Annotated in this window: 18 protein-coding genes and 1 pseudogene; 4 read left to right on the top strand and 15 right to left on the bottom strand. The window is 38.1% G+C overall.

All coding sequences use genetic code 11. The features are described from left to right. Positions 1-98: 98 nt before the first annotated feature. From PH235_RS08820 to PH235_RS08805, 4 genes are all read right to left on the bottom strand, one after another. Positions 99-2585 (bottom strand): sigma 54-interacting transcriptional regulator, encoded by a 2487-nt coding sequence (locus PH235_RS08820; protein WP_272161988.1) that lies wholly within the window; start codon positions 2583-2585, stop codon positions 99-101. 212 nt (positions 2586-2797) lie between these two features. After that, the gene (locus tag PH235_RS08815) at positions 2798-3106 is read right to left on the bottom strand and encodes a hypothetical protein (protein ID WP_272161987.1); all 309 of its coding nucleotides are present in this window, start codon (positions 3104-3106) and stop codon (positions 2798-2800) included. A 28-nt stretch (positions 3107-3134) separates the two neighbouring features. Beyond that, on the bottom strand, positions 3135-3884 hold the full coding sequence (istB, locus tag PH235_RS08810; protein ID WP_272161986.1) for an IS21-like element helper ATPase IstB: 750 nt from the start codon (positions 3882-3884) through the stop codon (positions 3135-3137). Positions 3885-3887: 3 nt separating this feature from the next. Continuing rightward, the gene (locus PH235_RS08805) at positions 3888-4712 is read right to left on the bottom strand and encodes a Mu transposase domain-containing protein (RefSeq protein WP_272161984.1); all 825 of its coding nucleotides are present in this window, start codon (positions 4710-4712) and stop codon (positions 3888-3890) included. Between the two features lie 142 nt (positions 4713-4854). Here PH235_RS08805 and PH235_RS08800 point away from each other — a divergent pair, with 142 nt between their 5' ends. Genes PH235_RS08800 through PH235_RS08790 form a run of 3 tightly spaced genes read left to right on the top strand, consistent with a single transcriptional unit; the run spans position 4855 to position 8420 of the window. Next, positions 4855-6432 (top strand): tyrosine-type recombinase/integrase, encoded by a 1578-nt coding sequence (locus tag PH235_RS08800; RefSeq protein WP_272161983.1) that lies wholly within the window; start codon positions 4855-4857, stop codon positions 6430-6432. Then, positions 6425-7399 (top strand): tyrosine-type recombinase/integrase, encoded by a 975-nt coding sequence (locus PH235_RS08795; RefSeq protein ID WP_272161981.1) that lies wholly within the window; start codon positions 6425-6427, stop codon positions 7397-7399. The genes PH235_RS08800 and PH235_RS08795 overlap by 8 nt, the downstream gene beginning before the upstream one ends. Continuing rightward, the gene (locus tag PH235_RS08790; RefSeq protein WP_272161980.1) at positions 7389-8420 is read left to right on the top strand and encodes a tyrosine-type recombinase/integrase; all 1032 of its coding nucleotides are present in this window, start codon (positions 7389-7391) and stop codon (positions 8418-8420) included. Before PH235_RS08795 ends, PH235_RS08790 begins: the two co-directional genes overlap by 11 nt. On the opposite strand, the gene PH235_RS08785 is transcribed toward PH235_RS08790, so the two are convergent. Together PH235_RS08785 and PH235_RS08780 are read right to left on the bottom strand one after the other, a co-directional pair. Further along, positions 8397-9251: a hypothetical protein gene (locus PH235_RS08785; RefSeq protein WP_272161979.1), complete on the bottom strand. Its 855-nt coding sequence runs from the start codon at positions 9249-9251 to the stop codon at positions 8397-8399. The genes PH235_RS08790 and PH235_RS08785 overlap by 24 nt on opposite strands. Positions 9252-9409: 158 nt before the next feature. Further along, positions 9410-9709, bottom strand: coding sequence for a hypothetical protein (locus tag PH235_RS08780; protein ID WP_272161978.1), 300 nt, complete (start codon positions 9707-9709; stop codon positions 9410-9412). A 98-nt stretch (positions 9710-9807) separates the two neighbouring features. Here PH235_RS08780 and PH235_RS08775 point away from each other — a divergent pair. After that, a pseudogene (locus PH235_RS08775) lies at positions 9808-9990 on the top strand (Hsp20 family protein); the annotation flags it as partial. 327 nt (positions 9991-10317) lie between these two features. On the opposite strand, the gene PH235_RS08770 reads toward PH235_RS08775, so the two are convergent. The 9 genes from PH235_RS08770 to PH235_RS08730 all read right to left on the bottom strand — a co-directional run bounded on the left by PH235_RS08770 (position 10318) and on the right by PH235_RS08730 (position 22839). Then, positions 10318-12801, bottom strand: a complete 2484-nt coding sequence (locus PH235_RS08770) for a hypothetical protein (RefSeq protein WP_272161977.1) — start codon at positions 12799-12801, stop codon at positions 10318-10320. A gap of 292 nt (positions 12802-13093) precedes the next feature. Then, positions 13094-16198: a type I restriction endonuclease subunit R gene (locus PH235_RS08765; RefSeq protein ID WP_272161976.1), complete on the bottom strand. Its 3105-nt coding sequence runs from the start codon at positions 16196-16198 to the stop codon at positions 13094-13096. Next, complete coding sequence (locus PH235_RS08760; RefSeq protein WP_272161975.1) at positions 16195-17463, bottom strand: restriction endonuclease subunit S; 1269 nt, start codon at positions 17461-17463, stop codon at positions 16195-16197. Before PH235_RS08760 ends, PH235_RS08765 begins: the two co-directional genes overlap by 4 nt. Next, a complete protein-coding gene (locus PH235_RS08755; protein WP_272161974.1) occupies positions 17453-18964 on the bottom strand; it encodes a class I SAM-dependent DNA methyltransferase in 1512 nt (503 codons plus the stop codon). Before PH235_RS08755 ends, PH235_RS08760 begins: the two co-directional genes overlap by 11 nt. A 598-nt stretch (positions 18965-19562) precedes the next feature. Next, complete coding sequence (locus PH235_RS08750) at positions 19563-19778, bottom strand: hypothetical protein (protein ID WP_272161973.1); 216 nt, start codon at positions 19776-19778, stop codon at positions 19563-19565. Positions 19779-19844: 66 nt separating this feature from the next. Then, a complete protein-coding gene (locus PH235_RS08745) occupies positions 19845-20054 on the bottom strand; it encodes a hypothetical protein (protein ID WP_272161971.1) in 210 nt (69 codons plus the stop codon). A gap of 332 nt (positions 20055-20386) precedes the next feature. Continuing rightward, a complete protein-coding gene (locus tag PH235_RS08740; RefSeq protein ID WP_272161970.1) occupies positions 20387-20914 on the bottom strand; it encodes a hypothetical protein in 528 nt (175 codons plus the stop codon). Between the two features lie 86 nt (positions 20915-21000). Then, positions 21001-21804, bottom strand: a complete 804-nt coding sequence (locus PH235_RS08735; RefSeq protein ID WP_272161968.1) for a hypothetical protein — start codon at positions 21802-21804, stop codon at positions 21001-21003. A 159-nt stretch (positions 21805-21963) separates the two neighbouring features. After that, a complete protein-coding gene (locus tag PH235_RS08730; RefSeq protein WP_272161967.1) occupies positions 21964-22839 on the bottom strand; it encodes an ATP-binding protein in 876 nt (291 codons plus the stop codon). Between the last annotated feature and the right edge of the window lie 5 nt (positions 22840-22844).

Here is a 22844-nt window from a genome sequence, read left to right as displayed (position 1 = left end):
AAAACCGTGCCAACACACATGAAGCGCACCGTATCGCGCAACAAAAAAATCTGTGTCGCCAAAACGACACAGATTTTTTTAAATTATGAAGTTGTGTGTCAGCTGTTCGCTATATAGGACACACTTCGGGCCAGATAAGCGTAGGCGACATGGTTCAGCATGTCTTCGTTGATCATCTCCAGATGCTCCCGGAAATAATCCAGGAAAAGATTCTTGATTTTCGGAACGATGTATTTGTCCTGCGGAAAGGAAACCATGCCTTTTTCAAAATGCGGGATCTGTTCCTGGCGCTTGATTTTTCGCAGCATGCCGATGATATGGAAAGAAAGGCCAATCTTATCGCTCACGAACAGGGAAGGGCTCATCATTTCATTCACTTCATCATTGAAGCGATAAATGCTGGACAGCAGCTCCTCTATTTCGGGCATGTCGTAATACTTCAGGATCGTTTCCTTAATCGAACGATACGTATAGATTTCGTCGATGCAGTCCTGAATCCGTTGCAATCCCGCCCGGTTCATGACCGTGTACAGTTCAAAGGTCGGATACTCCGTTTTGATCGCAAAGGTGCTGATGACACAAATAATCTCGTATTCCTTCGTCAATTCCTGAAGGCGCGCATAAATGCTCTCCTTGCCGACCAGGTTGATCGGCACAATCGTGATTTCCTTCTCATCAAAGGAAATTTCCTTGCGGATGATGTCCCGGATCGTTACGGCCGTCCCCTCGCCGGTCAGGCAGATCGAAATGATCGCCAACGGTCTGAAATGGAACGAATCGGTGGCTTGCGGCCGCACTTTCGGCTTCTGCACCTGCTCCACTTCTTTCCTGTCCTGATAAATGGCCATATAGTCGTTCACCTTCAGGGTTTCGACATAAACCTCACGCAGACTGCAGCCGATCATCGCTTTTCTGCTGGCTTCGAGGACATGCATGGTGCTAACCAATGGGATGGACTTCGCCTTCAAGGGGAACAGTTTTTCCAATTCCCCAGCAAAAGTCGTCAGACTCCCCATATCCACCAGCAGCAGGATGTCATCCGAAATCTGATGGTTTTTGATGTAACGGACCAGTCTTTCGAAAACTTGCCGGGGCTCCTCATCCAAGCGCGCATTGATCCCGATGGCTCCCTCATGGTTCAGGAGTTGATTCGCTGTGTCGCAAAGCGCCGACGCAATCCCTGATCCGTGCGCAATCACGATGACCTGCACTTTCGCCAATCTTTCGAATGCATCCATTTCATCGTGGGTCAGGAACATGATAAAGTAGCTCGCTTCCTCTTCCGGAATACGCACACCCAGATCCGCTTCCAAAATGGCCATGCATTCTTTCGCAACGCCGTACATCTCCGGATACTTATCGATGATCGCTTCATGCATGTCGTTTTTCAGCACATGATCCTGTTGGCTTCGCTTCACAAGGTTGTAGATATGGATCGCCATCATCTGGAACACCTTATCGCTCATCACTTTGCCGGTCTTGATCGTGACATGGCGGAGGATTTTTTCCAGTTCCTTGATGATATTGTCAGGCACAAGCGCAATCAGATTTTCCTTGTTGCAGAAGCGTTGTTCCTTTTCTCCAGTCAACTTGAAGTAAGTCTTCAGATCGTGCTCCATCGCTTTTTGGATCTCATCCGCACTGGCTTTTTTCTGCTCCAATTCCCGGTAGCGTGTATTCATTTCCCGATAAATGGTGCTTTCGCTCGGCTCGCTGTTCACTTCCGGAATGGTATTGTCGGAGGGAAGATATTGGATTGCCTGTCGGTTCGTCCCTTCGTATTTCGACCACATCTGACGGTGGTCCGCATTGCTGAGCAGACCCGCCCGGATATAATCCGGCAGATCTTTGCTGCTGACTTTCAGATAATTTTCTTTGACTGCCAAGAAACGGGCATAACTTTTCGCGAAAGCGATCCGGATATCCGCTTTGAATTGCCCGATATTCAATTCGCATTTGTAATGCAAAAAGGCTTTCAGCGCATTTTTGCTGAAATACATCGGCACTCCCAATTGATTGACTTCCTGCTGAACGAACGCATCGAACAGCTGATGGCGTTCCTCGATCGACCTTTCCCTCAAACTCGGCAGATCGATGATGATCGGCAGTCTGCGGATGAATGTCTTAAGAAGCGTGTCCTTCTTTTCGGTCGTCGCTCCGATTATCAGAACATTGGCATGGTGATCCTTTTCGGATTCACCGAGCGGCCGGAAAACACCGCGGTCGATGTAGGTGAACAGCATCTCCTGCCCTTCGATCGGCAAGCGGTGGATTTCATCCAAAAAAAGGATGCCTCCGTTCGCCTTCTCGAGAAGCCCCGTCTTATTTGTTTCCGCACCCGTATAAGCCCCTTTTGCATGGCCAAAAAGCTGGCTCATCAACAACTGCGGGTTATGGGCATAATCGGCGCAATTGAACTGGATGAAGGGGGACGAATCCGCCAACTTCCCCGATTGGATGCCGTATTTGTGCAGCAAATCGGCAAACAAAGACTTGCCGACGCCGGTTTCGCCCAGCAACAGCATATGCATACCGTCCCCTGGATACAGGATGGCCGCTTTCCCTTGCTCGATTGAATACAGCATTGAAAATGTACCACTAATGCATTAATTTTTACCAGTAAGTGCATAGAATTGTACCAGTAAATGCAAAGCGTTTACCACTTCAAATGGCGCAAACAACAAATAATGACCTTAAGGTCAACAAAGAGCCACTCCATATGATTCAGGAGCGACTCTTTATTGATCTCTGATCAATTTCTACCTACAAAACTTAGACGACATCATGAGTGGAGTTACTATAGCCATTTCATTGTCTCCGAAATAGGGTGATTTTTATTCCATCCAATACGTTCTTCGATAAGGGTTTGGTACTTTCTGTATGCTGAAAAATCATCAAACACTTGATAGATATCTCCCTCTAAATCAGGAAACGGGAGACGTTCTTTATTCGATAATTCATTTACTGTACGTCTTAGTGCGACGACCTGTTCTTCCAATTCAGTAGAATATTCAAATAAGGCTACTATGAAGGAAATAAGTTCATCCTCCTCAAATTGCTTGTCTAACATTTCATAATAATCTTCAGTTTCATCATCATAACTCATATTCTTTGAACCTCCTTTTATTTGAAAACTAGTTGTGGATACCATGGCGTTCACGCATAGAAACTTTTCCATCCACGAGAATTTGATAAGAATCATGGATAATCCTATCTAAAATGGCATCAGCGATTTGTGGATTTCCTAGTTTTGCGTGCCATCCTTCTGGATGGAACTGTGAACAGAAAATGGTTGATGCTGTTTTAAGCCGGGATTCGATTATTTCCAACAGGAAGGTCGAATTTTCTAACGAAAGATCTGTTAACAGCCATTCATCGATGATGAGTAGCTGAACTTTTTTATATTTATTGATTATTTTTCTGAAGCTGCCGTCTGCTTGATTCTTAGAGATGGTTAATTCATCTAGTAATTCAGGGAGGCGGATGTATTTCACATTGTAGTGTTGCCGGCAGGCCTGCATTCCAAAGGCGTTGGCGATATACGTTTTCCCATTCCCCGAAGCACCCATCAAAATGAGGTTATGATGATCCTCCAGGTAGATTCCACTGGCTAGTTTTAAGATAAGGTTTTTATCTAGATTACGGTCCGTATGATATTCGATATCTTCAATGCTGGCAGTCGAATTTCTAAAGTTTGCTGCTTTAATCAGCCGTTGTAGTTTGTTATTTTTTCGTCGAGAATACTCCAAATCAACCATAAGGTTGAAGCGATCTTCAAAGCTCATTGATTGATAATCTTTATTGGTCATCTGCTCATGATAGGATTCAAGCATTCCTGAAAGTTTTAATTCAGCTAACTTAGCTGATGTTTGCTCATTTAACATATATTATTTCCCTCCAAAATAGGACGCGCCACGAGTGAATCCGTGCGTCTGCGTGCTAGTAGATTCAGTATTTGATTGGTTGGTTGCATTCTTCTGCTTATTGTTCTTTAGAATGGTCTGGATACTTTTAACAGAAGGCGAAGAAGCTAAATTTAACGCTGTGGAACAGGCCGATTCTATTTCCTCTTTTGAATATTTTTTACCAAAGCTCTTTAGAGACATGATGGACTTTAACGCTTGTTTTTCATTTTGATAATGATCCAAAAGGTATTGAACAACCTTGACTGTTGAAGAACCGACGGTTTCACCCCATTCTATGGACGATTCTGGGGTATGATCAACGTACATTTTGTGGTTATCAGGCATGTGGTCTCTTACGGTCGAGTACTGTCCAAATTTCCCGTGTAGACGTTTATGTGTTGCGATTCGCATAGAATTAAAATATAGTTCAATTAGATTCTCTGTCATCCTGATATCTATATTTTGTTGAATGTATTCGTATGGGACGGAATAAAACATGCTTTCAACCGAGACGTGGTAGTTTAGTTGAACCTTTGCTTTTTTCCAGACAGACATCTTATAAGGTGCCAGTGGAAGAGGGTTAAGTGCGAATTTTTCTTCTTCCTCGAAGGCACTGATTCTGGATCCTGGTTTCTTAGTGAACGGTCGTTCATTAAATTCTTGTAGCTTCTTTCGGATTTCATGATTTAAATCTTCAATCGTAAAACAATGAGTATTGCGTAAGGCAGCTATAATCCAAGTAGAGATAACACCAACACTGCCTTCAACACTAGCTTTATCCTTGTTATTTTCAATTGAATATAACAAGGATTATCCTCAAACTCAGATTATCTTCAAAAAGCCATAGGACAAGCTCTTTCACTAGAGATGCCTGTGGCTTTTTTGAAGATAATATTTTCCATTGGTGGTATTCTTTGACTGATCGATTATAGTATGAGGAGGACTAGAGATGGAAAAACTGGAAGAAATAATCAGCGTTGTTTTGACAGAGAGAAAACCTCAACTTGCATCTTCATCTTTCGAGTCGCTACATTTTTATTGCAACCAATTATCGCAAATGGCATCTAAAATGAATATCACTGTTCCATGCCAGAAACTTTATGATGCTTTTATTGAAGATGACAGAAATTCCAAGGAAAGAAGTTCGAGACATAGGCAATGCGTTAAATTAGTAGATTATTATGCCGGCACTCATGCCAAAGATGAGCGCGGAAATCCATTTAACAGAAGCTCTCTTCCGACGGAAGATGAAACGAAGGATTTTTTCAAAGATGTGAGCTACCCCATATCAATTCAGATTACAATCGATCACTTGATTATAAAGTCTGAATTAGAAATGAGGGGCTTGAAATTATCATCATCTACAATAGGACAATATAAACACTCTTGGCTAGATATACGCGACTATTTTAATAAACAAAACGCAGGCATCTATGCCAGCGAAGTATTACAACAGTATATTTCTGAAATAAATGGATTACGAAGTAAATGCTTAATGAATGAGTGGAAATGGAAAATGAACAGAAAGGCTGCACATGTTCTTTTGGAAGTCGCTGACACAGGTACATTTAACTGGAAACCTATTCAACAAAATTTGTCTTTTACGGATCACGATTTAGAAGAACTCCGCACCATTTATATCAACACATTAAGTGAAAAAAACCTTAGTAAAGCTACAATTAATCTGTACGACTATGTTTTCCGTAAAACCTTATCATTGGCAGAAATACAAACAATTGAAGAATTAGCCGGATTATCTTATGAAGAAACCCAATTGATCATCGCGTCATTTTCAACCATCTGCAATAAAAGAAGTATGGCCACTATATTGCCGATATTAAGAAGCCTCTTAACCTTTTTGTTTGAGAACAACGTTACCGATTATAATCTTTCAAATGTTATCATGAGCAGATTTATTCAAAAAGGCAATGTCTCAGCCTATCTGTCTGTAGAAGATGAGCGGCGCTTGATTGAGCAACTAGAGCAGGAATCCATGCGAACCAAAGCCATAATATTACTCGCTCTACGTTTCGGCCTAAGGGACTCAGACGTCTGCAACTTAACCCTTCAAAGCATTGATTGGAATAAGGAAAAACTGTATGTAGTCCAGCAAAAGACTGGTGAATCAATCATTTTTCCCCTATTACCTGAGATCGGTAATGCCCTCATGGAATACATCTTACATGAACGCCATCCGCGTATAGATTACCCCTACATCTTTTTAAGAAAGCAAGCTCCCTACAATAAAATCTCATCTGCTTATCCTTTTTGTTCAAAACTCCTGAATAAATTAAAAATCCAACCAGTAAATGGCAAAACCAAAGGTTTGCATCTATTTCGTTATACACTAACTCATCGTTTACTTTCAGCTAAGGTTCCTCATCAGGTCGTAACAGATATTCTTGGGCATACTTCAAAAGAATCAGACAAACCTTATATCTCTCTCGAAGAATCTATGCTGCGTATGTGTGCTTTAGATCTTTCAGAAATTGGGAAAATACATTGGGGAGAGGATAAATTTGAGTGAGCATATCTTTAAAAGCAGATTAGGTCCGCATTTAGAAACCTTTATTGCTCAAAAGCAATCTGTTGGGTTCCCTTATCAATCATCAGCACGAATTCTATACCATTTCGATGACATGGTTTTTGAATATTTTCCAGATATAGAGTCTTTAACAAAAGAGATTGTCGATAAATGGATACACTACAAACCAAATGAACATCCTAATGGCCTTTTAAGACGGATTACGCCTATCCGACAATTTGGTAAATATTTACATGCCATTGGGCATGCAGCGTACATCCTCCCTGGGAACATCCCTAATAAACAGCTCCAATATGAAGCTCATATTTTTACTACAAAAGAATTACAGGCCTTTTTTCATGCAATTGATAGTTGTCCCGTTTCTCCTTTTTCCCCTACACGCTGTTATGTTATTCCTGTACTATTTCGCTTGTTGTATTGTTGTGGACTGAGGTCTTCCGAAGCCAGACTGTTGAACATTACCGATGTTAACTTAACGAACGGACAGATTTTGATTCGGGAGTCGAAAGGTTGGAAAGCAAGAATATTATTTATGAGCCCGGATCTTTTAGAGGTGTGTAGAGAATATAACCAAAATATAGAAGAAATTTTCCCGATGCGACAAGCATTCTTTCCAAATATAAATGGAGAATTTTATAACAAAAGTACTATTGATCATTGGTTTCATGAATTCTGGGATAATCTCCCCGAAGCGCAATTGGTAACAGGGAATTCACCAAGAGTTCATGATCTTAGACACACGTACGCTGTACACAGACTAAACTCTTGGGTCAGAGAGAATGAGAATGTCACAGGTCTTTACCCATATTTAAGTGAGTATATGGGACATTCGCATTTTACAGAAACAGACTACTATCTTACTCTCGTAGAATCGTTTTATCCTGAAATTGAAGAAAGATTATCTAGTATTAACGATGACATAATACCGGAGGTATATGATGAGTACTGATAAAAAAATGCAGTTCTACCAATTATTACGAGATTTCTTGACAGATTACTTAGTTACAAGGCGTAATTTTAGCGACAAGACTGTACGTGCCTATAAACAATCCTTGAAACTATTGAGGAAATATTTTTCAGACGAAAAAGGGATCAGCTTTGATTCAATGGATTTTTCCTGCTTTAGCAGAAGTAATATATATGGCTATCTCATGTGGCTTAAAGATTCACGCAACTGTTCTTATCAGACCCTCAACCTCCGGTTAGCTGCTATCAAATCGTTTCTGAAGTTCTGTAGTGAAGAACATATTGAATTAACGCCCATTTATTTGGAAGTTTGTAGTATCCATACTTTCAGAGCATCAAAAAAAGAGTGCATAGAATATCTCAACCAAGCTCAAATAAAAAATTTATTTTTGGCACCTGATGCCACAACGAAGTTAGGCAGACGAGATCGTTTTTTCATGATTTTTGCGTATGAGACCGGTGCACGCCTACAAGAACTTCTTAGCCTTACGTGCGATTCCATAGTTTATGGGGATCATTCTGTTCAGCTCAGAATTCAAGGGAAGGGGCACAAAACTCGTTATGTTCCATTACTGAAGGCTACAATAAAGCATTTAGAGGCATATTTAAATGAATTCCATAATCACTCGGATAAGTCTGATTTTTTATTTTATACAATCCATGATTCAATGCACACCCAGATGAAACCAGGAACGGTTGATCATTTTTTGAAAAAGTACGCGCGTCTTGCATACAATGGAGATCCTAGTTTCCCAATTAATCTTCATGCTCATATGTTACGGCATAGTATCGCGATGGCAATGTATAAGGAGGGTATTCCAATTTCTTACATCAAGGATTTTCTGGGACATAAAAGCTTAGAGACCACATCAGTTTATTCGTACGCCGACGGCGAAACTATTAAAAATGCATTGGAGTCAGTGCAAGACATCCCAAATTTAAAGCAACAGAAAAAGTGGAAAGGCAAGGAAGAATATCTTTTAGAATTTTGTGGATTGAACTAGATTATTATCCTCAAAAGCCACAAAGCCCTCTCGATAACTAGAGCAGTCTGTGGCTTTTTTGAGGATAATCTGAGTTTGAGGATAATCCTTCGGTGTGGAAACTCGCGCAGGTAAAATAATAGAACCGTAGTGTTCCCCTAACTCTCGATAAGATTCATTAAGGATTACGTCGATGCCTTCGTTCCTTTTGACACCCGTTTTTAAATTATCCGGGACAATTATATCGGTTGAACCGCCATAGTATTCAAACGCATGATTATGTGCCGCAATCCAAGACACTGATTTCATCGTTAAGAATGCTTCCGCATAAGCCAATTGGCTGCATGGTAATGCCGCCACAAATACATAAGCTTTTATTTTTTCTCCAGTATCTCGATCTACGACATAAGCGGTAGACCCCGCCCAATCCACTTCCATAATTTCTCCGGGCTTCCGACGGATGCGCATGGTAGCCTTATACTTTCTCGCAAATGCATTATAGTAATCGCAAAATGAGCGATAAGCATAAGGGATTTTCCCGCTTATCCGGCACTCCGTTTCGTATTCATTGTGAAGAAGTGTTAAGGTTACGTTTGGTTTCGCGAGTTCTTTGTGAACCTTATTGAAGTCAGGCAAATGTCTTCCTTTAGCCTCCAATTGCTTTTCTGGAAACAAGAATTCTCCTAACCACTGATCGGTCATTTCTTCTGATAGTGGCACTACTATCCCTTTCTCCTCAGCCCTCCTGATTATCTCTGTAACTTTTTGACGAGAGTTTCCGTTTGCTGCAGCTATACTGCGAATACTGATCCTCTCACCATTCATTTCTAGTATCCTTCGATAATGAAACATATAAAAAATACCTCCTGTAAAGTAAATGTCACACCCTAAGGTGTGCACCTACATTATACAAGAGGTATTTGTGGTAAACTGCTTCGCATTTAGTGGTACATTTCTTTGCCGAGCCTGGTAAAAATTATTGCAGAGGTGGTACATTTTAGATGCCGTAATCACTCGATCTGATGGAAAAGGCTGGGATTCTTCTTCAGGAAGTTATCCATGTCCACGATTTTAGGCGTTTCCTTCGGTGCCGTAGCCTGTTGGGGCACCTTGCGTGTGCATGGGAAAAAACGTACCGGTCTGGTTTTTTCTTTGTAGCAGCGTTTTTCCTTATACAGCTGATTCAGATCACGCGAAATATTGCTTCTGTCGCTTTTCAATCTATAGGCGATTTCCTCGGCCGTTATGCCCTGCTTCTTCTCCTCGTAAAGCATGCCCAATGCCTCGAGCACTTTTTCAATCCTCTGCAAAAATCATCACCCCTTGGCAAACGTTTCCATTCTAATGACAATCGTACCATATTTTGTTGATGGCGTAACAAAAAAATGAAGTATCCAGAGAAGAAAAAGACGACGAAAAGAAATACATTCGTCGGGAGCGCTCAAGCAAACATTACAAACGTCAATATGTTTTGAAAAATGTCAAAAAGGATGCTGTGTCTGCCGCTTATGAGAATGGTGTTTTAACCGTCACTTTAGAAAAAAAAACAAAAGGAACTTTACCTGCTGTCCATAAAATTGAAATTCAATAATGCACAAAACAAAAAAGAGCCCTGGAATATATCAGGAATCGCTCTCCATCAATGTTTCCAAGGCTTCTAAAATGATGCTGTATGGGTAATGAGGGTTTAGGAATCGGCTAAACAACTCAAATCAAACTTGTTCAAAAAACAGATATATATTATAGAAGAAATATTAATGCTACTCAAAGGCCCTATTTTTTATATCTAACCATTCTGAGTGTATTTCTGAGTGCTTTTTGATACTAATGTAAATGCAAGGCAGCGGTTTATGACTTCTCATTTCGAGAGGTCTTTTTTTGTATTAATAAAAAAATATTAACCCATACTGACTCACATTTATCTTTTATTAGTATCTAACACTACCCCAATTTTATCTCCTAAAGTCTTGTAATTAAAATCAATTGCTATTACTAACTCACGTTGAGTTTTATTCAAGTGGTTTATGAGCTGTTCTTTTTCAAACGGGAGAAAAATGTCATTGGTCTCATGAAATAAAAACTGGCCTTCATCATTTTTATCTAACTTATTTAATATTTCTTCAGTATTTGGGTTGTTTAAGGAAATATCTAGGTTACATACATCTAAAAACAATTTACTATGGTCGAGTGCAAAAAGTAAATTTTGTCCGCCTTTAAACTTTATTTTATGCTGTATCCCCATTTCAAAATTATTAAACTCATTTTCCTTATTGAAATTAAAGAAAAAATCTCTATAGCCTATTAGTGTATCAACTTGAAAGCCAAGGTTCTCTATTAAATTTAAAAATATATCTAACATAGTGTTGTCATCTCGTTTTACAGAATCTATCAATAGGCTTTCACGGATTACATCAATCAATTTAGTCACAAAACTAATTATTGCATATGTATCAATTTCAGTGTATTCATTCAGAAGATCAAGTCTAATATTTTCTCTGTAGATTACTACATCTTTCGATGATTTGTAATCTGACATATTTTTTTCAAATGGACTCATTATATAACTTAAACCAGCTTTTACTTTCTCTGTGATATGTTGCCTGAAATTATTTTCATCTTCTATAGTTGTTGGAATTTGATTACCCTTTTCGATTATTTGATTTCTATAAATATCATTGAGGGCACTTTGTAAAATTTCAATTTTTTCCTCCAGCATATTTTCATCACCCTGGAGGCCATGATTATAATAAAAATTTTGACAAAACTTTCTATATGATTCTTTTGTTTTGATTTTATTGTTTCCTAGATATGAATTGTAATATGAAAATGAATTATTATTGATAATTTTTTCTAATTCACTTGTAATCTTATCTTTATCCCAATTCTTTGAAAGAATGTAGAATACAATAAACTCCTTACAGACTGAACTATACATCATCCACTTTGCCTCACCATTATCTGGAAAATATTCCCAGGAAAAAGAACTTGTATCTATGTCAGTGATTAACTGTAAAAAATCAAAGTCGGTTGAATCTATTTCCTCTAAATATGCTGAAATGATAGTTCTGTTATTATGAATGAGAGTACTAATATTTTCCTTAATTTCAATAAAATAGGCATCTGAGATATTCTCTTTTTCTATAATATAATAAAAATAAATCATAACTTTGAAAAAATAAGTTAAGTTGTACTTTGTATCTTCTCTATTATCCCTTATATTTTTTATTAGCGTTTCTTCTAAAACATTAATTTCGCTCTTGTCTATTAATAATTTTGTATAATTCAAAACTTCATTGAGTTGCATTTCGTTTTCTATTTTATGAAAAAATATAGTTTGATATAAACGTTTTTTCATATAAATTATAAACTCTGAATTCTGATTTTTCTCAGTTATTATATTATCCATTAATAAATGAAAATATATATTATTTGCATATCGACTCACAATATTTTCATCAGATTTATTTTTTTGAGATGCGTTTTTTTCGTTCAAATATATCTCTTTATGTAAATACAATAGTATATTCTCATCTAACAAAACTCTCTCATTAACGCTAGATAAAGACTTGTATATATGTTCATCAATCTCATAAAATAGTCTTAGTTTATCAATTTTGTTATTCTCCGTATTGTTATGCAGTTGATACAATTGAATGATATTCTTCAACACTTCTGATATAACATTTGAATCTTGAGTTAACAAGAGTGCTTTAGATCCATTCGCAAAGTATTTTTCAAATAATAATATATCTTCTTCACTGTTTTTAGATATTAATATTTTAAAAATTTCCACGTATAGTGAAAAACTCTCTTGTAACTGAAGAATCTTATTCTCATTTGATAGGCTTATTAATTCATTATTTAATCCTTCTAGTATTTGAATTTTATTTTCTAATAACTTGTTTGTTGGAGGACAATCAAAGTGATAAATACAATAATTTTTTATATTTTTATGAATTGTTTTTCTATCTATAAATAAATCGAAAATTGAAAATGTCATTAAAATTGTAAGCGTTATACTGATAACAAGGGAAGCAACAAGCAAATTAAGCCACTCAAATAATAGAAACAAATATCCAAATAATATTAAGCACAGTTGAAAAATAATAATATATTTATGTTTAAATATGTAAGGTCGTTTATTCATAATATAATCGGATATATAAATTCCATATTTTTTTTCTTTGGATCCTTCTGAAAGCAATGCTAATAATGCTATTCCCAGAATTGCAACCGAGGCTTGTACAGAAAAAATGTATAACATAATTTCATTAATTCGATCATCAGAAATATTTATTGTTTTTAAAGGGACTATTAGGTCTAAGTCAACTAACATAGAAATTAAACTCATCATAAGTAGAAAAATAACTATGTATAACTCTTTTTTCTTTCCTTTACTCATAGATTTATCCTTTCAGATTTCTTTATTGATATATACATTAGAAGTACATCATAAAAGTATATGTAAGTTGAATTTTTCTTTCACAGATTAGGTGATGCCTAGAATAGTTATTAAACCTTATAACTATTCTAGGCATTACCCTGTTATGATAACGAATATAGGTCAAAAAATTTGATTCAACTTCTATAAATTTATTTTCAAAGCTGCTGAGAATGATTTATCAGCAAATTTGATAAAACGGTAATAATAATCCGCTCATTTCTTTAATCTTTATATTTCAAATATAAATCCATTATATATTCCCCGCCATCAACTCAGCCTGCTTCACAACTGTCTCCACAGCCATTTTTGCTAAGTCTGGCGGATATCCGTATTTCCTTAACAATTTTCTTACGGTAATCCGCATTTTTGCTCTGGCGGACTCTTTTCTATTCCAGTCAATCGTCATATTTTCTTTAATTACTTTAGTCAGTTCATGTGCGATTGCACGGAGTGTTTCATCGCCCAATACTTCTTTGGCGGTCATATGATCCGCAAGCGCATCATAAAAGGCAACTTCATCTTGGCTAAGCCCTAAGTCCTCTCCTCGCTCTGCCGCTTTGCGCATCTCTTTGGCGATTTCAATCAATTCTTCAATAACTTTGGAAGTTTGGATGCTGCGTTTATTGTATTTATCAATGGAATTTTTCAGCATCTCTGAGTATTTCTTAGCTTGGACGACGTTCATTCTTTGGACGGACTTGACCTTTCCTCTCAACAAACGCTCCAACAAGAGCACTGCGATATTTTTTTGCGGTAAAGCTCTGACATCCGCCAAAAATTCATCGGAAAGGATAGAGATATCAGGGTTTTCCAGGCCTAATGATTCATATATATCCACTACACCTTCTGAAATAATCGATTTCGATAACATTTGTTGAATGCGACTGTCTACTTCTTTTTGGGATAGTTTTGGCTTATCCCCTGGGCTGATAATCTTAATTAACCCTGCTTTTACTGCTTTAAGGAATCCAATTTCAGCATTTAGTTCTTTCGATTCTTCTTCCATTGCGCAAAGGGCGTAGGCTTTAGATAGTTCCGTCACCAAATCCAAAAAACGTTTTCTTTCCTCTTTGCCTAATGCCAAAATAAAGTCAACGGTTTCATTCAATACTTTGAAACGTATGGACTGTTTCTCGGATTGGAAATCAGAATAATTGTGTTTATAGAGCATCTCTTGAATCAAATCATATTTTTCTAACATCAAGTCAACGGCCACTTGAGTATCGATACCTGCTTGTTTGCGGTCATCTGTTGTATATTCTTGCAAGGCCTCTTTTAAGCTCTCAGCGATACCGATATAATCGACAATCAATCCACCCGGCTTATCTTTGAATACACGGTTCACACGAGCGATTGCTTGCATCAGATTATGACCTTTCATCGGTTTATCTATGTACATCGTATTCAAGGCTGGCACATCAAAGCCTGTCAGCCACATATCGCGGACGATAACGATTTTTAAGGGGTCTTCATTGTCTTTCATGCGTTTTGCTAAGTTTTCTCTACGGCTTTTATTACCGATGAATGGTTGCCACTCCAAAGGATCGCTTGAAGTTCCTGTCATGACAATTTTAATAACACCTTTATTGTCATCATCCGAATGCCATTCGGGCCGTAACGCAATTATTTCTTTATAGAGTTCAATAGCAATCCTGCGGGACATAACCACAATCATTGATTTCCCGAACATCGCCTTTTGTCGCGTTTCAAAGTGTTCAATAAAATCCTGAGCAAACGTCTTCAAGCGGCTTTGTGCCCCTGCTACTGCTTCTAGGCGGCTCCATTTTTGCTTCGTTTTTGTTTGGTAATCGGCATCCTGTTCTTCAATAATATCTTCTACAATATCATCCACTTGAACTCCCTCTGGAAGATTAAGCGGTATAATTCGACTTTCATAATAAATTTTTACCGTTGCGCCGTCCTTAACGGCTTGGGTCATATCGTAAACGTCGATATAATGCCCAAAAACAGCCTGTGTATTTTTATCGGCACTCGCAATCGGTGTACCCGTAAATCCGATATAAGAGGCATTTGGCAAAGCATCTCTTAAATGCTTGGCATAACCATAATTTACGTTACTTTCGTCGTTGTCATAATTAATTTGTCCAGAGAAGCCATATTGGGAACGATGCGCCTCATCCGCTATAACGATTACATTACGACGCTCGGTTAATGCTGGCATCTGACCTTCATTTTCTTCGGGATTAAACTTCTGCATCGTCGTAAAGACGACACCACCTGACTGCACACTCAATAAGCTGCGCAACTCTCCCCTACTATCTGCTTTTTTTGGCGTTTGCCTCAAGATGTCGCTTGATTGTCCAAAGGTCGCGAACAGTTGCTCATCTAAGTCATTACGGTCCGTCACTACTACAATTGTCGGATTATCTAATGCCTGTATTAGTTCTCCGGCATAGAAAACCATTGAGAGACTTTTCCCTGATCCCTGCGTATGCCAAACAACCCCAATTTTTTGATCTCCGTTCATCGCAACCGCGCGCTTGGTTTCATCTACCGCTTTTTTTACCGCATAATATTGGTGATAGGCGGCCAAAATCTTGATAATGTGTTCTCCATCATCCTTGAATACAATAAAGTCGCGTATCAGGTCCAAGATAACATCAGGTCTGCACATGCCTTTAATTAAAACTTCCAGTTGTGCCTGCGCAGTCTTTGCCTCAGCTGCACCATCCGTTGTTCGCCAGGTCATAAAACGCTCTTCATTGGATGATATAGTCCCGGCCTTAGCATTCCAGCCATCTGAAATAATCAGGACTTCATTGAAGTTAAACAAACTAGGAATTGATTGTTTATAGGTCTGGAATTGATTATAGGCCTCCGTAGTCCCAACTTTTTCATTTGTAGAACTCTTCAATTCAAAAATGACCAAAGGAAGGCCGTTAATGAACAAAATGACATCTGGACGTTTATTTTCCTTTCCTTCTATCACCGTGAATTGGTTCACCGCTAAAAATTCATTGTTCTGTGGATGCTCAAAGTCAAATAACCATACTTTCTTAGTTACATTGCGATTATCTTCCCTAGTCGCAATGTCTATACCGTCAGTTACCATCTTGTGGAAAGCACGATTATTGACAAGCATTTGCGGATTCTGGGGAATCGTAATCTTCCGAATTGCTTCATCAATGACCTCATCAGAAACATCATTGATGCGTTGTAAAGCAAATTTCAAACGATTCTTTAACACTACCTCACTGAAATCTTCCCGTTCACTTTTTACGCCATCCGAAGCAAGTTCAGAGCCATTGTGCACTTCATAGCCAATTTCCTCCAACCATTCTAAAGAAGCTTGTTCCAAATCGTCTTCTAAAAAGCTGTACTCGTTCAATGTCATACCCCCTCTTCAACAGGTAATTCAATTTCTCCTGAAATTAGCTTTGGTAGTAAAGTATCCCGTAGCTCTTGCAAATTTAAATTTTCCTTGTACTTTAAATTAATTTCTTCAAAAATACTTATCGTAATTCTATGAAAATCATTTATTAAACTATTTGGAGGAGATATTATTCTCATAGATCTAAAATCATCTTTGGATAAGTTAATATAGACACTCCCCGTTGCGGTTGACTCTAAATAATTTATTCCTTTGACTAATACGAAATATAAGAATTCATTTAGCGATTTCATCTTACTTCTAGCAATTCCAACACCTCGCCCAAGTGCATATTCTTTATCTATATACGTTACATTTCCAACAGTTGCTCTGACTCCAAAAACATAATCTCCTGGCTGAGATTTTTTCCTTGGATCTGAAGTATATTTTAATGGGTTGATGTAACCTTTTTTAAAGTCGCTTGCTCCATTAATTAACGGCAACCCTATATTATCATTATTGTATGTATCACTCTTTGGAGATTGTCCCATTACTACCTCGGCAATATCCTCTAAATTACAAATTCCCCATCCTTCCGGTATTTCCCCTAATTCGCTTTGCCCCATCTTACCATCACTTGATTTATATGGATTACCGCTCTCATCAGGAAATTCAAAATCAACAAACCAGTGTTTAAAAATAGCTTGTGCGATTTCTTCAAGGTTTTTGTTGCTGCGGTTATTGAGTTCGATTTTGTTATCGAAACACGAAAGAGTATCTGCAATGGCTTTTTGTTCAGTTAACGGAGGGACTAAAAGTGTAACATTTTTGATTTGATCGGGTGAAATATTAGCCTGTCCACCGGAACTTGTCGCAATTGAAATAAAATGGTACTGCATTTCATTTGTGCTAAGCAAATATGCAAAATATTTACTATCATATTCTTCAGACTTTTTTCTTAAAATGCCAACTCGCTGATTAACTAAGTATTTTTCATCTTTATTAAAGTATGATACTTTTCCTACCCACGTTAAGGGTGTTCCATCGATTCTGTTTCCGGTCATCGAAATAAGCAAATCTCCATGAACTGCGAGGTATTTATCTTTAGTCTCTAAAAAATGAGGGTCGACATATGCGAGTTCATCATATTTTAAATTAATAGGCTTTATATTTTTAATTTTAAGTACGGGAATTCCGAGTTCAATAAAACTAGAGCTTTTAAATGCATACCCTGGAATTAGTTCAAAAGCATCTCCTAAGAGAACTTTCCTCCATGTATTAGAACCCATAACCTATCGCCTCCAACCTTTTTTTAATATCTCCTTCGAGGTGATGAGATTGGTTAAATAGCTCAGCAAGTTCTTCTTTAAGACGTGTCATTTTTTCATCAAACGGTTCTACGTCTTCTTCGGCATCTTCTAGTCCAACATAGCGCCCAGGCGTTAAGATATAATCATATTTCTGAACTTCTTCTAAATTAGCAGTCTTACAAAAACCTGCAATATTTTCGTATATTTCTTCATTCGTTCCTCTCCAAGCATGGAATATTGATGTAATTTCATTAATATCTTCATCCGAGAATTCTTTATGTGTTCGGTCAACCATTGCGCCCTTTTGGCGAGCATCAATGAATAAGATTTCTCCCTTTCTCCCTTGACGTTCTTTATTTTTTGTCACAAACCATAGACATACGGGGATTTGAGTCGAATAAAATAATTGTCCTGGTAAAGTTACAATGCATTCCACAATATCATCCTCGATTAACTTTTTACGAATTTCCAATTCAGCCGATGTATTGGTCGACATAGAGCCATTTGCTAATACAAATCCTGCAGTACCAGAAGGGGCTAGTTTCGAAACCATATGTTGAATCCACGCATAGTTTGCGTTACCTGTTGGTGGTACACCATATTTCCAACGCTTATCGTCCGTTAAACGCTCTCCACCCCAGTCTTTTATATTAAATGGTGGATTTGCAAGAATGTAGTCTGCTTTCAGACCGTTATGTAGATCGTTATGGAATGTATCTCCGTTGTTTGGTCCCAAATCTCCGTCAATACCACGAATAGCTAAATTCATTTTTGCTAATTTCCAAGTAGTTGGATTTGATTCTTGTCCGTAAATGGATAAATTACCGATATTTCCCTGGTGTTCTTTCACAAACTTCTCTGACTGTATAAACATGCCTCCGGATCCACAACAAGGGTCATAAACTCGCCCACTATAGGGTTCAAGCATTTCAACTAATAATTGCACAACGTTTCGAGGTGTGTAGAATTCTCCCCCACCCTTACCTTCAGCACTTGCAAACTTACTCAGGAAGTATTCATAAACACGCCCCAATATATCCTGTTCTTGGCTTGTTGTATCACCAACTTTAAACGTGAATTGATCGATTAGCTCTCCCAAAAGGGTTTTATCCAAGTCGTATCTAGAATAAGTTTTAGGTAACACATTCTTTAGAGCTGGGTTTTCCTTCTCAATCATAAGCATCGCGTGATCAATGATTTGTCCAATTTCAGGCTTTTTGGAATTTCGGTTAATGTATCCCCATCTTGCTTCTTTCGGGACCCAGAAAATATTATCCGCTAAATATTCATCGCGGTCCTCTTCATCTGCATATTCATCTTGTAACAATTCTTGATGTTTCTCTTCAAAAGCATCCGAAATGTATTTCAAGAATAAAAGTCCTAGTACTACATTTTTATATTCAGATGAATCCATACTCCCACGAAGTTTATCCGCCATTAACCATAATTTTTCTTCAATTCCCAAAGCTGCACTTGCCATCTAAAAATCACCTTTTCCTCTTCGATTAGTAATATTTTATTATTTTTTATCAAATGAATTGCTCTTCCCTTATGGAATTACTTTTAACGTATAAAATTTAATTATATTATATCAAATTTGATTATTTATTAATGCTATATCAGAAATTAAAATTTCTCATGAGACTATTTTACAATGGGTAGGCCACATATTTACTCCGTTCTCCTTATTCACTGCATCTTTCATAGTTCCTGATAATAAAAAATCGACATCAGGTAGATATTTGGACCACGCTCCCTTCAGCAGAAATGCTTGTGCCATCAGATGACTACGCCTGTTTGGTGGTTACCTAGGTCCACAACATAGACCCTCACAATTCTAATGCTGTTTATCGCCGATACCCATACGTTACCCCCTCTTTTACGGTCACCCCATTCTCCTTTCCCACTATGACGAAAAACGTCCTAGTGGGCGCTTTTTTGCCTATTTCTGTAATACGGATGCTAACTGTAGTTCTGCTCCCCTGTTTAATACCGTCGTGGTCTACGACTTCCCCCTTATTTTGCGCATAAAAAAAGTACCTATTTTTTAAATAGATACTTGATCTTGTTATTAAATTTTAAAAAGCGCCCTCATTTGCGATTATCGCGTCGGCGCGTCCCTTGTCGATTTCCTCGAAATCCGTGAAGGCGTTCATGACGATTTCGTCGTACCAAAAATCAGATACTTCCCAAGCTTTGCGTTCCGGGACATATTTATACATCCAGCCGCCATGTTGCAAAAGGACATTTTTCCCATTTCGCATCGTCGTTATGTAATATTTTGTCTTTCTCATTATTTCACATCTTCCTTTTATTGCCGCTTGAGGTTCGACTTCACACATGCCTTTTTCAAATAAAAGTTACATCCTCAACATGGCAGCAATTTCTATTTCACCTATTTCGTACAATTTTTGGACGATGATTGTTGTTTTTGCCCTTCTCTCCAACCCATCCTCTTCGCTTTGCAAGATATCCGTATAGTTTATGGCATCGTATTCCCGAACCAATTTTTCGATCTGCTCTTTGTTTTCTGGATGCTTTATCCACAAATCCGGTATGTAGGTATTCATGCTTTCACCGCCTCCTATTGGTCAATTAGTGCCGCTTTCTCTCTTCCCACGACCGTGCGTATCTCTCCTATTTTTGCTCCTTGGCATTGAACTATCTTCTCCGTCTTGTCTCCATTATTTTGATTCATACGAGCTAACTTCTTTAAGTTAATTATACACCCATTCTTATTCAAAACGTTCATAGCTTAACGTGCCCAACGATGTGATGCTGCAATATCTATATCTAGGAATGGACTGCCCTATTGCCAAAGCAAAAAAAAAAGAGCAGCTCGCTAAAGCTACTCTCTACACTGTAAAAATGGAAAATAATATTCGGAAGACATTATCATTTTCTATCTTTTAAAAGGGCTATTTCTGATTATTGCACCCACTCTATCAGAAATCAACCTATCGCCTTTATCCATATATTCGCGGTACCTGTTCCGCAAATTTTGGTAGGTTTTCCAATGCATTCCCTTTTTCTTGCTTGGAAATACGCCGCATCCTATCCGGCCGCCTTCCCATTCAAAATGAGGATCGAGCTTTAAACAGATTTTTTTTGCCATCATGTAATAGTAATGATAATCCGTTTTTGTCCGGTTCAAGCAATAATATCCATAGTTCAGGCAACTTCGGCATATAAGCTCATGATTCGCCCAATTAAGCTTCCTCTTGCGTTTTTCGCAATAGGGACATATAAACCACGGCCTTTGCCCTCCGTAATTGCAAGGTGTGCTTTCTATCCTTATGCACCATCCGTCAAATTCCATAGCGCCTTTACTCTCCGAATAGTCCATTTTATAGTTAACCCCGTCAATAGGGCCACTCCCTTTTATCTCCGTCCCCATTTTATGAATCATGCAAATATCAAATTGATCCATGCGCCGCCCCCCCTTTCAATCTGAAAACGCCCAAAAGAATAGGGAAAACAACTAGTGCCTTCCCCCTTCGTCCTTATTCTTTTAACCTATTGAAGTGCACGAAGAAATTTATTGAGGTTATCTTCTTGTAATCTTAAAGGCATTTCTTGAAGCCGCAGATAGAAATAAAAACATTGGATATCCTCATCTGGGTTATCACCCCTATAATAAGGGGCGTCGTTATCACTAAATGCGCGTGCACAGTATATTTGCCCTACGTTTAGTTTGTCTAACAGAAGGTGATCGAAAATTTTAATTTCTTCGACGAGATCTAAGTCAGGAGCAGTAGGATACTCGGAATGAAATTCCAATATTTCAGCTTTTATCAAAGGGATGGGGGCATCACAATATCCCCAATGCTCTCCCTGTTCCAAAATTTCATTAACACGAAATACAAATGAATACGGCACCCCAATTCTTTTTTCTTTTTCAATAGGAAATTCTTTTAGGGTATCCCCGGTGTCTTCCACATCAAAGATTTCATAATAAACGTAAGGGATGCTGTTACTTTTTGTTGTTTTTCTAACTGCTTTTGCGGTATACGTTTTCCCAATTTTGAAAATTTGAAATTCTTCTATCGGAAGAAGGAGTGGCAATTGGCCATAATCATATTTATTGTGCCAACGCTGATGCTGATACCCCCAGTCCTCAGGCCCATCAAGCATATCTACTCCCAAAAATACCCCAGGTGCCGGACATGTTTCAGTCTCTTGAAAATTATGAACAGTAAATGTAATTTTTTGAGGTTCCAGGGTTTCATACGGTCTTTTTTTGTCCATTAAAAATTTATACGTTGCCTCCAGTAGCTTAGCGGCATTCTCTTCAGGTATAATTTTATTTCCATTAATCATTTTTTTATCCTCCTATTTTGTTAAAATTTAATTTAATTATGTGTTACCTTATGAACTAAAAACTTCCAATTTGGGATAGCCTGTTTCACATCGATAACTTATATACGCCAGGGTTAAAGGCTCGGAAATGCCCCTTAATTTCGATAGTTGCTCTATCTCCTAGAAACCGAATCCCGGGCGCTTATCGTTTATCAATGAAAAATCTAATATATTTAGGTTCGTGGATAGCCGCGAAACAATCCGTTCATCATAGACTGCCTTCAATTGTCCATAAGTTAGATTGGTGGTGATAATTGTGCTCTTTGTCCCTTCCCTTGCATCGAGTACTTGGAACAAAACTTCGTACGTGTGCCTTGTTGCTTGCTTATCAGTATCAACGCTCCCTTCTGAGGTCCCTAGATCATCAATGCATAGAACATCAGCATTTTTCATGAGATTGAGATAATAATCAGCTGTCTTTTTATCAGCTGCCACATTGCTATATGAAGCTTTTATCAATTGTAGTACTGTCGTGAAATCTACGAATACGCAAGAAAGCTGCTCCCTATATTCAGCTGACAGTTTATTGATATTGACTAGCATAGAATAGCTAATATGTGATTTTCCTGTACCTGGCCGGCCTGTAAGGAGACAATTCATAATCTTGCCGTTGGCTATCCCCTTACTTATATCCATTGCTTGTTTTTTTACATCCACCTCAGCTTTCCCGTTGGTGTCAAACCCCTTAAAACCTTTTCCCAGAAATGACTGTCCACCAAAGATGGAATACCTTTCCAGGTATCGCTTTTTCGTATTGCCCTCCCACTGAAAACTAGCTTGTGTTTCTGCAAGGGAGACTTGGTTATTTCTACTTTCCAATTTGCATTTTGGGCAATAAATCTCATCTGTTTTAAGGTCCTTGATTTTTTGAAATGTATTTGAATGGATTCCCGGATTATCTCCAGCGGTACAATATTCATCAACGAATATCTTCAGATGGTCAAGCATCACTCTCTCGCTCTCCCTTTTATTACCGATAATTTTTTGTACATTCATTTCCC

The sequence above is a fragment of the Trichococcus sp. K1Tr genome (assembly GCF_028309625.1).
Lineage (GTDB): Bacteria > Bacillota > Bacilli > Lactobacillales > Aerococcaceae > Trichococcus.
The sequence above is the reverse complement of the archived record's forward strand: the minus strand, read 5'-3'. Positions and strand labels throughout refer to the sequence as shown.